Source organism: Exilispira thermophila, assembly GCF_055389015.1.
In genome coordinates, this window is record NZ_AP042476.1 from 969,998 (window position 1) to 988,992 (window position 18,995).

Annotated in this window: 19 protein-coding genes; all 19 read right to left on the reverse strand. The window is 22.5% G+C overall.

Annotated elements, in window-relative coordinates; all coding sequences use genetic code 11:
• Positions 1–297 precede the first annotated feature (297 nt).
• The 19 genes from ACZ5EC_RS04190 to rpsB all read right to left on the reverse strand — a co-directional run bounded on the left by ACZ5EC_RS04190 (position 298) and on the right by rpsB (position 18,938).
• The gene (locus ACZ5EC_RS04190) at positions 298–2,082 is read right to left on the reverse strand and encodes an ATP-binding cassette domain-containing protein (protein WP_464303708.1); all 1,785 of its coding nucleotides are present in this window, start codon (positions 2,080–2,082) and stop codon (positions 298–300) included.
• Positions 2,069–3,415, reverse strand: a complete 1,347-nt coding sequence (locus ACZ5EC_RS04195) for a radical SAM protein (protein ID WP_464303709.1) — start codon at positions 3,413–3,415, stop codon at positions 2,069–2,071. Before ACZ5EC_RS04195 ends, ACZ5EC_RS04190 begins: the two co-directional genes overlap by 14 nt.
• 261 nt (positions 3,416–3,676) lie before the next feature.
• Positions 3,677–4,750, reverse strand: coding sequence for an IS110 family RNA-guided transposase (locus ACZ5EC_RS04200; protein ID WP_464301847.1), 1,074 nt, complete (start codon positions 4,748–4,750; stop codon positions 3,677–3,679).
• Positions 4,751–5,249: 499 nt separating this feature from the next.
• Positions 5,250–6,248 (reverse strand): GTPase ObgE, encoded by a 999-nt coding sequence (obgE, locus tag ACZ5EC_RS04205; protein WP_464303710.1) that lies wholly within the window; start codon positions 6,246–6,248, stop codon positions 5,250–5,252.
• 186 nt (positions 6,249–6,434) lie between these two features.
• Positions 6,435–6,695, reverse strand: coding sequence for a 50S ribosomal protein L27 (rpmA, locus tag ACZ5EC_RS04210; protein WP_464303711.1), 261 nt, complete (start codon positions 6,693–6,695; stop codon positions 6,435–6,437).
• Between the two features lie 2 nt (positions 6,696–6,697).
• Positions 6,698–7,006, reverse strand: a complete 309-nt coding sequence (locus ACZ5EC_RS04215) for a ribosomal-processing cysteine protease Prp (RefSeq protein ID WP_464303712.1) — start codon at positions 7,004–7,006, stop codon at positions 6,698–6,700.
• 12 nt (positions 7,007–7,018) lie between these two features.
• On the reverse strand, positions 7,019–7,336 hold the full coding sequence (gene rplU, locus ACZ5EC_RS04220; RefSeq protein ID WP_464303713.1) for a 50S ribosomal protein L21: 318 nt from the start codon (positions 7,334–7,336) through the stop codon (positions 7,019–7,021).
• Positions 7,337–7,461: 125 nt separating this feature from the next.
• Entirely contained in the window at positions 7,462–8,052 is a 591-nt protein-coding gene (nusB, locus tag ACZ5EC_RS04225) for a transcription antitermination factor NusB (protein WP_464303714.1), read from the reverse strand.
• A 113-nt stretch (positions 8,053–8,165) separates the two neighbouring features.
• Positions 8,166–9,155 (reverse strand): SurA N-terminal domain-containing protein, encoded by a 990-nt coding sequence (locus tag ACZ5EC_RS04230; RefSeq protein WP_464303715.1) that lies wholly within the window; start codon positions 9,153–9,155, stop codon positions 8,166–8,168.
• A 71-nt stretch (positions 9,156–9,226) separates the two neighbouring features.
• Positions 9,227–10,045 (reverse strand): glutamate racemase, encoded by an 819-nt coding sequence (gene murI, locus ACZ5EC_RS04235; protein ID WP_464303716.1) that lies wholly within the window; start codon positions 10,043–10,045, stop codon positions 9,227–9,229.
• A 30-nt stretch (positions 10,046–10,075) separates the two neighbouring features.
• Positions 10,076–11,101 (reverse strand): radical SAM protein, encoded by a 1,026-nt coding sequence (locus ACZ5EC_RS04240; RefSeq protein WP_464303717.1) that lies wholly within the window; start codon positions 11,099–11,101, stop codon positions 10,076–10,078.
• Between the two features lie 99 nt (positions 11,102–11,200).
• Positions 11,201–12,490, reverse strand: coding sequence for an RIP metalloprotease RseP (gene rseP, locus ACZ5EC_RS04245; RefSeq protein ID WP_464303718.1), 1,290 nt, complete (start codon positions 12,488–12,490; stop codon positions 11,201–11,203).
• Positions 12,491–12,697: 207 nt separating this feature from the next.
• On the reverse strand, positions 12,698–14,047 hold the full coding sequence (locus ACZ5EC_RS04250; RefSeq protein WP_464303719.1) for a hypothetical protein: 1,350 nt from the start codon (positions 14,045–14,047) through the stop codon (positions 12,698–12,700).
• Between the two features lie 77 nt (positions 14,048–14,124).
• Positions 14,125–14,994, reverse strand: a complete 870-nt coding sequence (locus ACZ5EC_RS04255; protein WP_464303720.1) for a phosphatidate cytidylyltransferase — start codon at positions 14,992–14,994, stop codon at positions 14,125–14,127.
• Complete coding sequence (gene uppS / locus ACZ5EC_RS04260; protein ID WP_464303721.1) at positions 14,991–15,692, reverse strand: polyprenyl diphosphate synthase; 702 nt, start codon at positions 15,690–15,692, stop codon at positions 14,991–14,993. The genes ACZ5EC_RS04255 and uppS overlap by 4 nt, the downstream gene beginning before the upstream one ends.
• Positions 15,693–15,697: 5 nt before the next feature.
• A complete protein-coding gene (gene frr, locus ACZ5EC_RS04265) occupies positions 15,698–16,261 on the reverse strand; it encodes a ribosome recycling factor (protein WP_464303722.1) in 564 nt (187 codons plus the stop codon).
• Positions 16,249–16,962, reverse strand: a complete 714-nt coding sequence (gene pyrH, locus ACZ5EC_RS04270) for a UMP kinase (protein WP_464303723.1) — start codon at positions 16,960–16,962, stop codon at positions 16,249–16,251. Before pyrH ends, frr begins: the two co-directional genes overlap by 13 nt.
• Positions 16,963–16,964: 2 nt before the next feature.
• A complete protein-coding gene (gene tsf, locus ACZ5EC_RS04275; protein ID WP_464303724.1) occupies positions 16,965–17,816 on the reverse strand; it encodes a translation elongation factor Ts in 852 nt (283 codons plus the stop codon).
• A gap of 339 nt (positions 17,817–18,155) precedes the next feature.
• Positions 18,156–18,938 carry a 30S ribosomal protein S2 gene (gene rpsB / locus ACZ5EC_RS04280; RefSeq protein ID WP_464303725.1) on the reverse strand — a complete coding sequence of 261 codons (783 nt, stop codon included), beginning with the start codon at positions 18,936–18,938 and terminating at the stop codon, positions 18,156–18,158.
• Positions 18,939–18,995: the final 57 nt, after the last annotated feature.

Genomic DNA, 18,995 nt, shown 5'->3' on the forward strand with positions numbered 1-18,995 from the left:
ATCCCTTAAAAAATTAATTATTTAAATATTTTTAATTATTTTAAAATAAATAGAATTATTTATTATTCATTATATTATTATAAATGCAATTTACCATATAATTTTACTAGTAACCTAATATTCTATAATAAAAATTACTTCTTTATAATAAAGTTTTCTTTTATCATATTAAAATTACATCTAAAATAGTTCCAGACATTTTTATAATTTTTCAAAAAATTATCTTTATAATACAACAATTTAATTTTTTTATTAAAATTTTTTGTTAAAAATTATAATAAACTATAATAATATGTACTATTTCTCAAAATATTTATTATACAATGTTTTATAGTAATTATCATTTTTCAAAAGATCTTCATGTTTCCCTTGTTCAATTATTTCACCATTCCTCAACACAAATATGTTATCAAGAAAAGATGTTATGGATAACCTATGTGTTATAAATATAAAAGTTGAATTTTTAAAATCACTATTATTTATAATATTTTTTATTAACCTTTTTTCTGTTTCCTGATCCATTTCTGAAAATGCTTCATCAAATATGTAGATTGGTTTTTCATATAATAATTCTCTGAAAATACATATTTTTTGTTTCTCTCCTCCTGATAAAATTGAACCATTGTTTTTTAAAAATGTATCTTCTGAAATATTGTTTTTACTTAATAATTTATCTATTTCAAGTAATTTGAATAAAAGTTCATATCTTTTTTTATCATACTCATCCATAAAAAAAGTTAAATTTTCTTTTAATGTTGAAGTAAATATATATTTTTGTTGAGTTAAAATGTTTACATTTGAAATAATATAATTTTTATCAATATTTTTTAAATCAATATCAAATAATTTTATTAAACCTTTATAATTTTTATACATACCTGAAAGTAATCTTATAATTGTTGATTTACCTGAACCAATTTCTCCAACTATTCCTATCCTCTGTTCATGATAAATTTTAAAATTATATGAAAATTTAATTTTAGAAGGATTATTATAACTAAATTCTACATTTTCAAAAGATATAATTTTATCCCCTTTTTTCAATTGTTTTATTATGTCCTCTTTTAATATGATTTTTGTTTCTTTAACATTTTTTTCTTTTAATTTATATTTTATATTTCCTTCTTCAATATCAATCTCTTTTGCAAGAATATCATTTATTCTTTTAAAAGCACAATTATTTATAATAAATTGTTCTCTTAATTGTAGAATTTTAGAAACAGGTTGAATTAGTCCTGAAACTATAAAAATTAGTGCAAAGAAATCACCAAAAGTTATTTTTCCATTAATAAAAAAATATCCAGAAAAAATAAAAACAAATATCAATAAGATATAATAAATAGTATATTTTAAAGAATTGCTTAATTCATTGAGTTTATGAAATGACAAAGTACTTTCATTTTCTTCTTTAAAAAATTTTTTTAAATAGTTTTTAATACCATATTTTATTTTTTTTGGTTTATATTGCAAATAATTTATTGAATTTATAAAATCGTATAATAAAGATTTTGATTTTTTGTAACTCTCAAAAGCAGAATAATCTCTTTTTTTGAGTTCTTTATATAGAAATGTAGTTTTTAAATATAAAGAGATAAAAACTATAGGGAGTAATATAAGAAAAATAAAGTTAATTTTTATTATTAAAATTGTATAAATAGCAATATTTAATAAATAGTAAGGTATATTATAAAATATTAATGGAATATCAAATCTTATTTTAAACAAATCATCGAAAAGGGAATTAAAATAATAAACACTTTCAATTTTTTTTATTTTATCAATATTAAGATTTAATATTTTTCTAACAATAAATAATCTTTTCTTCTGGTATATCTCTCTTGATTCTTTTATTAATAATATATATCCATAATGATTTAAAATAATATTAAAAATATATAAAAAAATTATTGCAATAATATATGGAAAATAAGAGTTTATATTTTTATTAATAGATAAAATGTTAGCAGCTAATTTATAAAAATATGGAACAACACTTATACAGATTGATGATAAAATAAATATAAAAGAACATAAAATTAGATTTCTATTTTTAAATAGCTCTTTTCTATTATAGATTTTCATAAAGCTCTCTTGCAAAATTAATAATTTTATTATTTATATTATCTTTAATAACTTCACAATACATTGGTTCATTTTTTATATTATTATAATTATAGAAGTAAGGACATCCACCTCTACATAATAAAAAATATTTACAATTATAACATTTATCATTCCCTCTAAAAATATCAAAATTATTAAAAATTTTTGATTTAGAATTAATATAAAATAAATTGTAATTATTATCCATATTTAACAAATTTCCTATTTTATATTCTTCTTTACCTATTTCTTCATAGCATTTATATAGATTACCTTTAGAATCAATTAAAAAAGAATTAAATAATTCAGCAGAGCAATAACATGAATAAATAAAATTTAAATCATTTGATATATTAATATTTAATAATTTAGAATATTTTTTTTTCATTTTATATTCAAAGTTATAATAATTATTAAGTTGAAAATAATAATCTTTATTATTGGATTTGCATGACTTTGTAACTGGAGCAAAACTAATAATAAATTTATCTTTAATATTTTCAATTTTTAATAAATCATCTATAAGTTCATCTATATCATTCATATTATTTTCATCTATATTTATTCTTATAGTTATTTTTCCATTATAATTCTTTGCTAATAATTTTAAATTCCTCATTATCTCATCATACGTTCCTTTTCCATTTTTTAACACTCGTCTTGAATCATGATATTTTTTATTTCCATCAATAGTTATTTGAATTGATTTAATTTTTAATTTATTAAAATATTCTATTATAGAATTATCAATTAAATATCCATTAGTAATAATACTTGCAGAATATTCAATATTATTGTTATCACATAAATTTATTAATGATTTGCTTAATTCAACTATATAATTAATTTTTAATAAAGGTTCTCCTCCATACCAGGTTATAGATAAATTTTTATTACAATATTTTGATAAGATAAGAAATTTTATAAAATTTAAAATTTTTTCTTTTAATATTTTAGTAGATATACTACTTTTTTTATTAATATCTTTTTGATAACAATAATAGCAATTAAAATTACATTCTTCTGTTAAAGATATGACTATACTTGAACTTTTTAAATCAAATTTATTATAATTATAAAAAATATTCAACATTTTCTTTTCATTAATTTCATCTTTAATAATAAATTCTTGATCTATTAAAATTTTTTTTTCTTGTTCAGATAATGTATCAATTTTTTTTATATCATTATATTGAAACATTTCAATAATATTTTTTTTAGAAATTTTTAAAATTGAAAAATTAAATGAATTAAATAAATAAAAATTATTTTCTTTATCATTTACTAATATTGTATATTTATTTATTTTCATAAAATACTCCTCGTATAATATATTAAAAATAAAGAGGGAATAAATCCCTCTTTATTAATAGACACCTTAAAGTTTAGTGCATCATACCACAATAAATGTCGCAATGATCTGGATCTAATAAAATACTATTAACTCCAAACTCTTTAAGGCTAATTTTCTTTTTTTGTAATAAAATCATACTTCCCTCCTATAAAAATCAATATTAAATATCAAAAAATCTGCTAATTTATATAAACGAGGTAAAACCTCAAATCATTGCTTTCAGGCAACGGAATAATCTTTATTTAACAATATATCATTTGATTTTACTGGATCATATTCACAACCATTTTTTAATAATGTCCATACCAATTTACTTAACTTTCTTGAAGTTGCTATTATTGCTTTTCCACTTCCTTTTATTTTTTTCATATTTCTATAAGATTTCATATATCTATTTTCTCTTTCTCTTTTTACCCTTATCATACCCATTGTCATCTGTACAAATGCTGTTCTCAATTCTTGTGAACCTCTTTTAGTTATATTCCCATATCTTTCTTTGTCTGCTGAATTTTGTACCCATGGTACCAATCCACAATAAGAAGAAAGCTTTTTATATGAACTAAATTTATTTATGTCATCTATGTAAGCCCTTAAAGTAATTGAAGTTATCAATCCACATCCTGGTATTGTCCTTAGTATTCTTACTGCTTCATCTTTTTCTGTCATCTTTGAAAGCTCTTTCTCTATTTCTGATATTAAACTTTCTATACTATTTATTGTTTTTATTATCCCTGATACTATACTTTTTTTTATTGGGTCCGATATTTGTTCTATAATTTTTACCCTTCCTGTTTTTGTGTTAAGCTGTCCATTCTTTGTTTCTATACCCATTTCTAACATTATTCCATGTATTTGATTCTTTAAACTTACATTGGTCTTTTTTAATACTGACCTATGCTTTAATAAATCTCTTAAATTTTTACTATCTTCTTTACATAAATTTACTTCTGGTATCATATCTTTTGATAAAAATTCTGCTAATGTCCTTGCATCATGTTTATCTGTTTTGTTTATTGATTCATTTATTACTTTAAACTTTAAGGTATTTACTACATGTACTTTAAATCCATAATTTTCCATTTCTCTTTTGAAATATCTTGTATTTCCTGTAGATTCTACTGCTATTTCAATTTCTTCTGGTTGGGATAATTTCTTTAACAATCTTACAAATTCCATATATCCTTCTTTTTTTGTAGAAAATTTCCAATTAATATCTGCAATCCTTTGTTCTAAATTTTTTATACATACCGTCATTTGATGCTTGTGTAAATCAACTCCAACTGATAGTTTCATCTGCCTCCTCCAATTATTTTTTTTTAATTGAAAGCAGATTCTTTACGATATTTATTACAGAGAATAATCCATTCTCCTATTCAATCTGGATTGTTAAAATCCGATTATTATGTTGATTCGGCTGTAGGCTCTTCATTCTCCTAAACGGTCTTTTTGACCAAATTAAATGTCGAACCTAAGCCTATCTGCTTTCAGGTTTATTTTCGTTGCCTGAAAGCAGTTTCTTTATCCCCTGCTATTGATTTTTATCACATCTCCTAAATAATTATTTTTTTAAACAAAACTGCAGTTTTGTTTAAGTAACCTCATTTGAAATCATTGGACAAAAAAAAAAAATGTCAAGATTTTTTTAGTACATTAAAATTTTTTTTAATTTTTCAAAAATGTTATAATTTTTAAGAAACTAATTAAAAAAAAAGTGAAAATGTTTTGGGATATTCTTTCTAATTTTAAAGATGAAAATTTTTAAAAAAATGGTTAAATGATTATCCATTTTTCTTTAATTCAAATCTTTTAATTTGCTGGATAATGCTTCTAATAGTTCTTTTAATCCTTCTTTACTAAAGGAGGATACTGTATATACTTTATTTTTAATATGATTTTCAAGCTTTTTAATATTATTTTCAATATTTTCCCTTACTTCTGTAATATCAATTTTGGAAATTGCAACAACCTGTTTTTTTTCTAAAAGATTTTTACTATAATTACTCAACTCATTCATTAATGTATCATATTGCTTAATATAATCAAACTCCTCTCCATTTAAAAATATAAACAACAAATTGGTTCTTTCAATATGTTTTAAAAATCTAATTCCTAATCCTTTACCAGAAGACGCACCTTCAATAATACCAGGGATATCTGCTATTATATAGTATTTTATACCATCATAACTAAAAGTTCCCAGATTTGGATTTAAAGTGGTAAATGGATATGGTGCTATTTTCGCATTTGCATTTGTAGTTGCTTTTAAAAAAGTAGATTTTCCACTGTTTGGAAACCCAACAATACCTATGTCCGCAATTATTTTAAGTTTAAGAATATATTCCTTTTCTTCACCTTCCTGTCCATTAGTAGCAATTGCTGGTGTTTGATTAGAAGGGGTTGCAAAATGTTGATTTCCTTTACCTCCCTTGCCACCTTTTGCAGCAATAAATTTCATATCAAGTTTATCAAAATCAAAAATTTTATTATTCTTCAAATCATATACTATAGTTCCCACTGGAACAGGAATAATTAAATCTTCACCTTTTTTACCACTTTTTTTATCACCTTTTCCATTTTCTCCATTTTTTGCTCTATACCATTTTCTTGGATTAATGTGGCTTAAAGTATTTAAATGTGATGTAGATACAAATATTACATCACCACCTTTTCCTCCATCACCACCATCTGGTCCACCTTTAGGAACAAATTTTTCACGATGAAAAGAAACTTTCCCATCACCGCCTTTTCCTGATTTTACTTTTATATGTATTTCATCTAAAAATGGTTTCATATTGTCTCTCTCTATAAAACAAAACTCTTTCTAACTCAATAAGGTTAGAAAGAGTTTTATTTTTCATTTTATATTTTCAGTAGTTTAATAAAAATTTTAATTTAATTAGATTCTAACTTAATTATTGTTAGTTAATAATATCAATTTAAATTTAAATTTTTATAAATTTAATCAAAATTTTGCATATTATGCAGGATAAACTGATATTTGTCTTCTATCCCTTTTATTTTTAACAGGTTCAAATTTAACAACACCAGTAGTTTTAGCAAATAAAGAATCATCTCTTCCTCTGCCTACATTTTTACCAGGATAGAATTTTGTTCCTCTTTGTCTTACAAGAATAGTACCTGCATTAACAATTTGTCCTGCAAATCTTTTAACACCTAATCTTTTAGATTTGGAATCTCTACCATTTTTAGAACTACCACCACCCTTTTTATGTGCCATAACTACTCCTCAATTTCTAAAATTTTTATATTTTTTTGAAATTTTATTTCCAATATTTTTATTGAAAATAATAAATAATTATATAATTCTTTATTATAATTTCTGATTTTATTTAAATCAATCTCAATCTTATCATCTTTTCTTAATTCAACTTTAATTCCCTTATTTAAAAAATAAGCAGAGATTGATTGAATTAGAAAAGAGAAAGCAGAACAAACAATATCCTCCCCCTTTTTTCCTGTATTAGCATGTCCTTTTGCAATAAGTTTTAAAGGGGTATTATCTTTTTTTAAAATTTTTATTGTAATCACAATTATAATTTTTTATATTTCAATTTTTTCAACTTTAATTACACTATATTTCTGTCTATGACCAATTTTTTTATGGAACCCTTTTCTTCTTTTATATTTAAAAGCATAAACTTTTTCACCTTTTATCAATGGGTTAACTACTTTTGTTATAACTTTTGCATTTTCAATATATGGAGTCCCTATCTTAACTTCTCCATCATCATTTTTAGCTAATAATACTTTATCTACTTCATAGTTAGTATTTTCATCTAAATTTAAAAGGTCTACTCTATATTCTTTTCCAGTTTCCACTTTATACTGTTTTCCTTTTATTTCACATATTGCATACATTAACTTTCCTCCAGAATTAAATATTGTCTTATTTTCTAACCTCGATAGAAATTACCATAATTAGGTAATTTGTCAAATTTTTTATTAGATAAGCTATTACAATTTTGTTAATTTTAAATTTTTAGTTAATCATCTTTTTCAATTACACTATTATCATTTGTATTTTTATAAAAGTTTTTAATTTCTTTATTTTTTACTATACTATTTTCTTTTTTCTTTTCTACTTTGCTATATTCTTTTTTTGGTTTATCTTTTATATTAATATCATCAACATCATTTTCTGTTATTTCATTCTTTTTTTTCAAATCATTATAAATATTATCAAGAATGCCATTAATAAATTTATAAGACTTTTCAGTTGAAAAACTTTTGGAAATTTCAACAGCTTCATCTATAATAATTTTATGATTTAACTTTTTTTCATATAAAAGCTGGTAAATTGATAATCTTAAAATATTTTTATCTAGTTTATTAAGTCTATCAAAATCCCAATTTTTACTAAACCTTTTAATAATAGAATCAATCTCATCTATATTTCTTATTGTTCCAGAAAATAAAATCTGTGCATATTCTAAACTTTTAGCTGGCACTTCTTCTTCTTTCCAATCAAACTTAGAAATATCATCAATATCTTCAGGACGAAATTCATATTGAAATAAAGCTTCCAATGCTAGAACTCTTGCTTTCCTTCTAGTAGCAATTTCTTTTTTTTTCATATTTTATCTCTTAACAATTTTATCTTTAATAAATTTTTGATATTACTAATTTTTATTTTTTTATAAATTTATTAAAATTATATCTTAATTTTTCTGAATTTTAGCATTAATTTTTAATTTGAATTATTCCCATAAATAATATCTTTTCTATACCACTTTATTAATGCTTTGCTTTTTTGTTCATCAATCCATTTTTTAAATTCTTTTTCCATTTTTGTTTGTTCTAAATAGGACACAATTTTCTCTCTAATAGCTTCTAAGGGAATATAGTCAATTTCTTTTTCATTTTTAATTAAGAAAAAATAATAATCACTATTATAAAAAAATACAGAACTTTTATTATCATTTAAATTTGTTTCTAAAACTTTTACAAAATCTTTATCTTCAATTTCAGGGTAAATAATTTTATTATAATCTTTAATTTTTATCTTATTAGTTTCATTAAATTTTTTCAATAAATCTTTAAAATTATCTATTGTTACCTCATCATGAAATTTAATTAAAATCTTTTTAGCATTTAACTTGTCAAACAATTTAGCATCTTTATCCAAATCCGAATAAAAAACAATTGTATCAAACCTTTTAGAACCCTTAAATTTTTCTTTATTTTCATTATAAAATTTTTCTATTTCATTTTCGGTTGGATCTTTAACCAATTTTTTTATATATGTACTTAAAAATCTATATCTAATCATCTGATTTTTATAATTGTTAAAAAACTCATTATAGCTAAAGCCTTCCATTTTTAATTGTTCAATAAACTGTTCATCACTCATTCCATATCTTTTTTTAATTGATTCTATATTTAGTTTTACTTCATCATCATTTACTTGAATATTTTGACGTTTAGCTTCTTGAAGAATAAGATTAATTTCAATTAAATTGTTTAAAACAACTTCTTTTACATTATCAGGAATTTTTTGGCCCTGTGATTGTAAAGCTATTTTATATCTATTTAATTCTCTCATAAACTGGATATAAGTAATTGGAGTATCATTAACAGTACAAATAATAAAATCAGCTTCTAAAGAATAAAATGAAATTGAAAAGAATATAATTATCAATAAACCAGATAATAAAAGTATTAACTTTTTAATTTTCATACTTCCCCTTTCATAACTTAATAATTTATAATAATAATACAATAAAGCTATATACCAATAAATTTGTTTTTTTATAAATATTCTGATAAAACAACCTTTTTGAATTTAAAATGATCTCCTAAAATATAATTTTTCAATAATTTAAAGGAATCAGTAACATCAGACACATAAATATTTATCTTTCCATTTTTTGTACTTTTTGAAAGTAAATTATTTTTTTCTAAAAGTTTTTTTAAATGGATAGCTGTATTAATAGAAGAATCTACAATATTTACTTTGTTTTCAAAAAATTTATTGATTTTTTCTTTTATAATTGGATAATGTGTACACCCTAAAATTAATGTATCAATTTTATCTTTCAATTCATTAAGATATTCAGCAATAACTTCATCCATTATTTTATGATTATACCATCCCTCTTCAATCAATGGAACAAACAATGGGGTTGCTTTTTGATAAATTTCAATACTTTTTATATTATTTTTAATTGCAAAAGATTTTATTTTTTCATAGTATTTGTTTGATCTTATTGTAGCAGAAGTTCCAATTACACCTATTCTATACGATGTAGAAATTTCCAATGCTTTTGTTACAGCAGGCTCAATTACACCTATAATAGGTAATGAAAAAATTTCTTGCAAATAATCTATTGCTGTAGCAGTAGAGGTATTACAAGCAACTACTATTGATTTAACTCCTTTTTCAATAAGAAAAGTTGTGTTTTGAAGAGAAAATCTTTTTATTGCTTCTTTTGATTTTGTTCCATATGGTAATCTTGCAAGATCCCCAAAATAAATAAAATTTTCATTTGGCAGGACATTGATTAAAGATTTGAGTACAGTTAATCCTCCTACACCAGAATCGAAAACACCAATAGCTTTTGATTTCATACATTGAAAATATACAGAAATTTTAAATTGTCAATTAGTTTGAAAAAAGGTTTTTAATTCTTTAAGTTCCTCAAAAACAACATTTTTGGAAGGTGCAATCGGATAATTGAACAATCTTTTATCAGAAGGTTTATCATTATAAAAAGGTCTATTACAATATGGACACCCCATTGTAACTAAAAAATTACCTTTTTCAAAATCTTTTTTGTATTTATTAAAATAATAACCAAAATCATTTAAACTTTTAACATATCCTGATTCATTAAAATCAATATTATTGAATATATTTATGGGGTTATCTAATTTCATTAAAGTTATTAAAAATTGGAGTATTCTATATCTTCTAATTGAGATTTTAGGCGAATTTTCCATTTTTGTTCCTGGTATTGGTGTAAAAGCAAATAATGCAAATATAATATTATTCAATAATGCATCCTTTGTTAATTCAAGAAATTCTTTATCATTTTCTCCCAATCCAGCTATAAGGTGTATTGATACTCTACCTGGATATTTTTGCCCTAATTTTAAAAGAAGTTTTTTATCCTTATCAAAATCTCTATTTTTAATCTTTTTATAAAGTTTTCTTGAAGCTACATCCATTGCATAACCAATTGAATATATTCCATTATTTAAAAGAATTTCTACCTGCTTTTCAGAAAAAATTGAAATTGAAGTTGAAATGGGTAAATTAATTTCTTTTTGAAATATTTTTATAGTTTTTAAAAATCTATTGAAATAATTTTCTGTTGTCACAACCTGAAAACAAATTTTTTTAAACTCTTCAGGATTATCTCTTAATTTTTTTTTAAAAGCATCAATAACAATATCAATATTAAAAGGGGGCCAGGTAACTCTTGATAAAAAGTTTGTAGAAGTAGTAGAATCACTACTTTGAGAACAAAATGAACAGGAAAACAGACATTTTTCCCCCACCATTAAATATGCTTGTTTTGAATCAGCAAAAGATTTTATATTAATTAAACCCAATTTTGAAGCAGTTAATGCTGAGACATGTATTTTTTCAAAATATTTATTTAATTCATTAAATTTTTTCAAAAATAATCCTTTTTTCAATAATAAAAAATTATAATTTTTTCAAAACAATTTTTATAACACAAATTAATTGTATAAAATATAGTTTAAACAATAATAGTTCTAAATTGTAAAGATATCATTTATAAATACCAGAATCATCAAAAAGATTAAAACATACATCCCTATAGACTGAATTGTCATTATAAGTTTTTTATTTAAGGGTTTCCCTTTTATCCATTCAATAGTAAAAAATACAATATATGAACCATCCACTGCTGGTATAGGCAAAAGATTCATATAAACTAAAATTATGGATAAAAGTCCAAAAAATTCAAGGAAATTTCTAATTCCTGTTCTTGCAATTTCAGAAGAAAAATAAATTATTTTTATAGGACCTCCAACACTCTGTCTAACATTCACTTTACCTGAAAAAAGAATTTTAAAACTTTTGAAAAATAAATTTGTTGTATTTTTTATCTCTTTAAAGGAATTAACAAATGCTTTTGAAACATTCATACCAGGAATTTTTTTTATATTTGTATGAAATTTTACTTTTAAATCAAAATTTTCAGTAATAAATAATTTTATAGGAATAATATCACCAGAAGTTTTTTTAATTTTAATAGTTACTTCTTTATCAATATGTTTTTTTAAAACCTGTTGTAATTGAACTTCATTTGTAATAGTTGTTTCACCGACTGCAACAATTCTATCACCTTTTTCTATTTTATAATATTCTAAAACAGATCCTGACAAAACCCTGTCAATAACAGGTTCAATAAAAGGATATATTCCAATGTATGATCTTCCAGTAGACTTTTCAATTTCAGGCTTAATAGTAATAATATTAATTTTACCATCTCTAAAATATTTAATTTTTAGATTATCCCCAAATGAATTTGCAATTATATATGCAATTTCTTCATATGAATCAACTTTCTTATCATTAATGGATAAAATTATATCGCCACTTCTTAATCCTGCTTTATATGCTGGTAAAGTATAAAGATCTTGAGATATGTAAATTTTAGGTGGTGTAACCTCAACAGTTTGAGGCATTAAACTAACAATAAAAAATAATAGAATTGCAAAAATAAAATTCATTGCTACCCCTGCTACAGAGATAAATATTTTATTTTTTGGTTTCTGACTGTAAAATTCGTAAGGTTCCCCTTTTAAATCTGAACTTAAATCATCTCCAGCCATTTTACAAACACCACCAAAAGGGATCCATCCAATCTGGTAAGTAGTATCACCTATTTTCTTTTTTATAATTCCTTTTCCCCACCCAATAGCGAATACTTCCACTTTAACACCACTTAATTTTGCAGCCATAAAATGACCAAATTCATGTACTAGAACAACAATACCAAAAAAGAAAATACTGATTAAAATATATACAAGTGTCATTTTTTCCTCTATTATAAATTATTTTCATACAATAAAAATTTTATAGAAACATTCTATATTTAATAATTAAAATACTTATCTAATAATTGGTAATTAACATATAGTAAATAATTAACATAATCAAGATGTTGTTTCCACAATCATTTATCTATTCAATTTTTAAACATTTATAAAACAAAAATATTTACCAATTAAATATAAAAAAAATTAAATGCTATTATTAAAACATAATTCAACATAATTTCTAAATCTTTCAAGAGTTAAGATAATTAATTTTTCATCTAAAGAAAAGTCTAATTTATAAGATTTTATTTTTTTAAATATTTTAAAAAATACTTTATTGTATTGATAAAAATCAATATCTTTTGCCATCATCTTTTCAAGAATTATATCATTTAAAATTATATATTTTGTTCCAATATTTGAAACTTTATTATAATTTTCATAAAGATATTTTAAAACTTTAAATTTAGTAAATTGTACTTTTTTCAAAATAAAATTAAGATCATTAAAATTAATGTTTTTGAATTTAAATCCAGGCTCTACATTTAAAACATCTTTAAAAAAATTATAAATAGAAAGATGCATATCTGGAATAGAAGCTTGAGTATAATATGTATTATCTTTTGTTAAAATAATTCCATGAATTGTTGATTTTGGATTAATATAAACTTTTATTTTTTCAATTGGAAATTTAAAAAGATAATGTGCTTCAAGAACTTCAAAAGCTTTATTCATTCCAGTAGAAGAATCTATTGTAATTTTATTCCCCATTGACCAGGTGGGATGTTGTAAAATATCTTCTATTTTCATTTTTTTAATTTTTTCTAAACTTTTTCCATGCACCTTACCACCAGAAGAAGTTATAATTAGATTCTTTATTTGTTCTTTTTTAACTGTTTTTAAAAGTTTAAAAAGTGCAAAATGTTCTGAATCCAGAGGATAAACATTTTTTATATTTTTTTGAATTTCACCTAAAATAATTATAGATTCTTTATTAGCAATTCCTAATTTATAATTATATTTTTGAGCTATTAATGTTGGAATCAAACCATTATAACCCATAATACCATTGATAAAAACATGATTCTCATCTTTTTTAAATAACTTTATTAATTGGTCTTTGTTTTTAATTATTTTTGTCGAAATTACATCATTTATATATTTATTATTGTTATTGTTGTTATAGTAGTTATTGTTATTGTAATTGTTATTGTTTTTTTTATTGTTGTTATAGTAGTTTTCGTTTATGTTATTATTTTTATTATTTAATTTTCTTTTAAAATTGTTATTAATGCTAACATTACCCTTTTTCTCTCCAGTAATTCTATTTAAAATTTTTTCTAATTCATAATTTAATTCTTCCTTAAACATATAAACATACATTGGATTGTATTTTAATATGAGTGAAATCATTTTTTCAAGATTTTCATTTGCTGTAAAAAGAAAAAATTTAAAATTAATATTTTTTAACGACTCAATTATATCAAAAGTTAAACTTCCTATTACACCCGTAGCACCAAATATTGAAAGATAATAGTTAATTTTTTTTTTCATAAAGTTCTTACAATCTAAATTTACTATATATAATAATAAATTAATATATTATAAAATTAATCTGCTATATATAAAAATCACAATATAAATCTAATTAATAAATAAAAAATGGGAAAAGAAAACATAATTGAATCTACCATATCTAAAATTCCACCATGACCTTTGAATAAATTGGATGAATCTTTTGAGTTACAAAATCTTTTTATTAAAGATTCAAAAAGATCACCAACCATTGTAAATAAATTAATTACAATAATTATAATTATGCTTTCAAAATTTAACAGGTTAATATATTTATTTAATAATAACTTCCATATAATATATGGGATAATAGTTCCTAAAATCAAAGCACCAATATAACCTTCATAAGATTTGTTCGGTGATACTTTAAGACCAACAACATGTCTTTTTTTAAAAGACATACCTACTAAATATGCAAATGAATTAGAACTCCAGACTATAGTAAGAAAATAAATAATATAATAAAAAGGTTGTTCATAATTAGTGTAAAAATAATAAATTAGAATTGGAGTTAAAAATGAAAATATAAATATAAAATTTGAAATTTGAAAATTTAAAAATGCTTTTTTTATATTTTTTGAAAAAACATTTATAATAGAGTGTACAATAAAAATGATAAAAAATATTAAAAATAAGAATGATAAAAAATCAGAAATATTTATTTTAAATATATTTAACTTATAAAAAAATTTTAAATATAAAAAAGTTAAAGTATAAAATAAAATTAACTCTGAAAAAATTAATTTTTGTGAAATATTTATTTCTATATTTTTAAATAAATTAATAAGTTCATATGAAACAAAAAATGATAAAATTAACATTAAGAAAAATATTTGAATATAATAAAATATATTTATGTATAATAAAATTAATACAAGTGGAAGCAAAATAAAGATTACAAATAATCGATTCTTTAAATCACTCATATTTTCCCAAATCTCCTGTTACGGCTGTAAAAATCATCTAAAGCTTTTAAAAAATGATCTTTTGAATATTCTGGCCAAAGTTGAGGTTCAAAATATAATTCAGTATAAGCTAATTGGTAAAGGTAATAATTTGAAATTCTTAATTCACCAGATGTACGGATTAATAAATCAGGATCTGGATATCCAGTTGTATAAAGATAATTACTTATATGTTCAATATTAAAGTTTTCTATACTAATTTTCCCCTCTTCATAATCTTTTAAAATTTTTTTAATTCCCTCATAAATTTCAAATCTACCCGAATAATTGAAACAAAATAGTAAAGTAAACTTATTAAAATTTTTAGTTTTTTCTTCCAGATCTTGAATTAACTTTTTGGTTTTAGGTGGGAGATTTTTTTTTGAACCGACATGGACAACTTTAATTTCATTTTCAGTAAGGCGTTTTAATTCTTTTTTATAATTTTTCTCAATTAGAGAAAAAATAAAATTTACTTCATCTTTTGGTCTAGCCCAGTTTTCTGTTGAAAATGCATAAAAAGAAGCAATCTTAATATCCTGTTCAAGACACCACTCACAAACTTCAGTAATCTTTTGTGAACCAATAAGATGACCATAAAATCGTTTTTTACCCTGTTTTTTAGCCCACCGTCCATTTCCATCCATTATAAATGCAACATGTTTAATTTTGTTTTCCATCATTTTTATACAGTCATAATCTCTTTTTCTTTATCTTTAAAAATTTGATCAATTTTTTTTATGGCTTTATTTGTATAATCCTGAATTTTTTCCTCACCTTCTTTTCTTTCATCTTCTGTTAATTCACCATCTTTTTCAAGTTTTTTTAATTTGTCTATATATTCTCTTCTAATATTTCTAATTGCAACTTTTGATTCTTCAGCTTTTGTTTTTACTAACTTAACAGTATCTTTTCTAGTTTCTTCAGTTAGTTGTGGTAACACTAACCTTATTATTTTTCCATCATTTGAAGGATTTAAATTTAAATTCTCTTTTTGAATAGCTTTTTCAATAGCACTTAATACACCTTTATCATAAGGAGAAATTACAATAGTTCTAGCATCAGGAGTAGAAATTGATGCTATATTTTTAAGTGGAGTAACTTTATTGTAATATTCAACTTTTATATTATCTACTAAAGAACTAGAAGCTCTTGCTCCTCTAACTTTTTTTAATTCCTCTTCAAAAACTGAAATTGGTTTAAACATTGCTACTTTCACTTCTTGATAAATAGTTTTTAAATCGGCCATAAATCCTCCTTGTAGATTAAAGAACCTATCTTTTTTTTATCTATTAATAAACTTGACAAATTTCCTTTTTTAAAAAAATTTGTAATTATAATAGGAATATTAGATTGTTGAGCAATTTCAATTGCCATTCTATCCATTATTTTTAAATTCTGGTTAATAAAATCATCATAAGAAATATAGGAAATATATTTTGCATTGTTAAATTTAACAGGATCCTTATCATAAATCCCATCAACTTTAGTAGCTTTTATTAATATATTACAACTGGTTTCAGCAGCTTTTAATGATGCAGCTGAATCAGTGGTAAAAAAAGGATTACCTGTACCACCAGCATAAATAAGGACATAACCTTCCTCAAAAGCTTTTTCAACATCGCTCATATTAAAAAATTTAACAATTCTTGGAATTGATATTGAAGAAAATACAAGAGATTTTATCCCTTTTTTAGATAAAATCTCCTGTATAGCTATCGAATTAATTATTGTAGCTAACATCCCCATGTAATGGGATTTATAATCCTTTATCCCTTTTTTAATTAACTCTTTTCCTCTATAAATATTTCCTCCCCCAACAACAATACCAATTTGTATATTATTTTGTACAAGAGGAAATAATTCATCATAGATATTTTCAATAGAATTATAATCCAGGGAATCTTTCCCTTTAAGAGATTCCCCTGTTAATTTCAATAATACTCTCATTCTTAAAGACCAATTTTTAAAAATTTATATTCATTTACTTCAATTTTAGTACCGTATTTTTTAGAAATTTCATTTAATACAGCTTTTATAGTTTTCGATTCATCTTTGTAAAATGGTAATTCATACAAACAATCTTCAACAAATGCTTTTCTTACTTTACCTTTAACAATGTTTTCTAATACATTATCAGGTTTGTTTTTAAACTTCTCATCTTCTTTTAATTGGTTTAATATTTTATCTTTTTCAGTAGTCATTAAATCTTGAGGAACATCATCTAAAGTTTTGTAATTTGGTTTATAAAAAGAACCAGTAATTGTAATGTCTTCTAAAATTTCTTTTAACTCATCATCAAGTTCAATTTCTTTTTCAAATGCAAATTTCATTAAAGCACCATCTTTACCCATCTGAACAAAATCAATTATTGGATGGAGTTTATCACCTTCCAATTTAATCATTCTGGATATTTTTATATTTTCATTTAATTTCAAAACAGTTTGATTTTTTAAAGATTCAATATCTTCAGGTAAATTATCAACATTATCTAAATTAAGTTGCCAAACTTTTTCAGCAATTACTTTTCCAAAATTTCTAAAATCTTGAGTATTAGCAACAAAATCAGTTTCACAATCTATTTCAACTATTATTGCTCTATTTTCTTTGTTATATGAAAATACTTTTCCTTCAGTAGTTTCTCTACCAGCTTTTTTAACAGCTTTTGCAAGACCTTTTTCTTTTAATATTTCCAATGCTTTGTCAAAATCTCCATTAGCCTCTTCTAAAGCTTTTTTACAATCACCAATTCCAACACCAGTCATTTGTCTTAATTTTTTTATATCTTCTTTATTAATAGACATTCTATCTCCTCCTAAAATTTATCTTTTTTAAAAACTTTATTAACCAGTTTTTCTAATTCTTATTTTTTTATAATACCCTTTTAAGTTTTAATTTACAAATATTAATGAGTAATATTAAAATCGGATATCAGAACATAATATTATCGATATTTAAAAATAATTACCAAAAACATCAATTTATATCGTATATTTTTAATGTTTTAACATCTTTGCTTTTAATAAGAAAAAAACTATTTGCAAAAAAAATAATTAAAAACTAAATATTAAAAGGTTTCTTTTAATATCTATAAAAGAATAATTTTAATACAATTAATATCCATTTTTTCAATATAAATGATATTAAACTTCTTTATTATTCTCATCTTCAGGTTTTTCTGAAACTTCGGTTTGTTCAACTTCTTTTTCTTTTATAGATTCTTCTTTTTTCAAAGTGCCTTCACCAATTTCATTTTTAGCATCATTTACAGCAGTGGAAATAACATCACAAAATAGACCAACAGCTCTAATAGCATCATCATTTCCAGGAATAGGATAATCAATAAGGTCAGGATCAGAATTTGTGTCTGCAATAGCAACTATTGGAATGTGAAGTTTTTTGGCTTCTTTTAATGCATTTTCTTCTAAAATTGTATCAACTATAAAAACAATACCAGGTAATTTATCCATTTTTTTAATACCTGAAAAATTCTTTCTTAACTTTTCAAGTATTTTTCTTTTTTTTGAAATTTCTTTTTTAGATAGGTTTTCAAATCCATTTTCTTCTAATTTTTCTAATTCTATTAGTTTAGCAACAGATCTTTTAATTACTTCAAAATTAGTTAAAGTACCACCTAACCATCTCTGGTTAACATATGGCATATCACATTTTTCAGCATATTCTTTTATAGCATCCTGAGCTTGTTTTTTTGTGCCTACAAATAAAACCTGATCACCTTTTTTAACAGCTTCTTTAACTACTTCATAAGCTTTTTCAGCTAAAGGTACTGTTTTTTGTAAATCAATAATGTGAATCCCACTTCTTTTTGTATAGATAAATTTTGCCATTTTTGGATTCCATCTTTTTGTCTCATGACCAAAATGAGCTCCTGCTTCAAGTAGTTTTTTCATTGTAATTACTGACAATTAGTCCTCCTTTTAACTATAAAATTTTAAATTTAGTTATTTAAAAAATTATTTAAT

Coding starts and splice junctions, on each gene's coding strand:
- ACZ5EC_RS04190 (WP_464303708.1), bottom strand. CDS start 2,082: ATGAAAATCTATAATAGAAAAGAGCTATTTAAAAATAGAAATCTAATT.
- ACZ5EC_RS04195 (WP_464303709.1), bottom strand. CDS start 3,415: ATGAAAATAAATAAATATACAATATTAGTAAATGATAAAGAAAATAAT.
- ACZ5EC_RS04200 (WP_464301847.1), bottom strand. CDS start 4,750: ATGAAACTATCAGTTGGAGTTGATTTACACAAGCATCAAATGACGGTA.
- obgE (WP_464303710.1), bottom strand. CDS start 6,248: ATGAAACCATTTTTAGATGAAATACATATAAAAGTAAAATCAGGAAAA.
- rpmA (WP_464303711.1), bottom strand. CDS start 6,695: ATGGCACATAAAAAGGGTGGTGGTAGTTCTAAAAATGGTAGAGATTCC.
- rplU (WP_464303713.1), bottom strand. CDS start 7,336: ATGTATGCAATATGTGAAATAAAAGGAAAACAGTATAAAGTGGAAACT.
- nusB (WP_464303714.1), bottom strand. CDS start 8,052: ATGAAAAAAAAAGAAATTGCTACTAGAAGGAAAGCAAGAGTTCTAGCA.
- ACZ5EC_RS04230 (WP_464303715.1), bottom strand. CDS start 9,155: ATGAAAATTAAAAAGTTAATACTTTTATTATCTGGTTTATTGATAATT.
- murI (WP_464303716.1), bottom strand. CDS start 10,045: ATGAAATCAAAAGCTATTGGTGTTTTCGATTCTGGTGTAGGAGGATTA.
- rseP (WP_464303718.1), bottom strand. CDS start 12,490: ATGACACTTGTATATATTTTAATCAGTATTTTCTTTTTTGGTATTGTT.
- ACZ5EC_RS04250 (WP_464303719.1), bottom strand. CDS start 14,047: ATGAAAAAAAAAATTAACTATTATCTTTCAATATTTGGTGCTACGGGT.
- ACZ5EC_RS04255 (WP_464303720.1), bottom strand. CDS start 14,994: ATGAGTGATTTAAAGAATCGATTATTTGTAATCTTTATTTTGCTTCCA.
- uppS (WP_464303721.1), bottom strand. CDS start 15,692: ATGGAAAACAAAATTAAACATGTTGCATTTATAATGGATGGAAATGGA.
- frr (WP_464303722.1), bottom strand. CDS start 16,261: ATGGCCGATTTAAAAACTATTTATCAAGAAGTGAAAGTAGCAATGTTT.
- pyrH (WP_464303723.1), bottom strand. CDS start 16,962: ATGAGAGTATTATTGAAATTAACAGGGGAATCTCTTAAAGGGAAAGAT.
- tsf (WP_464303724.1), bottom strand. CDS start 17,816: ATGTCTATTAATAAAGAAGATATAAAAAAATTAAGACAAATGACTGGT.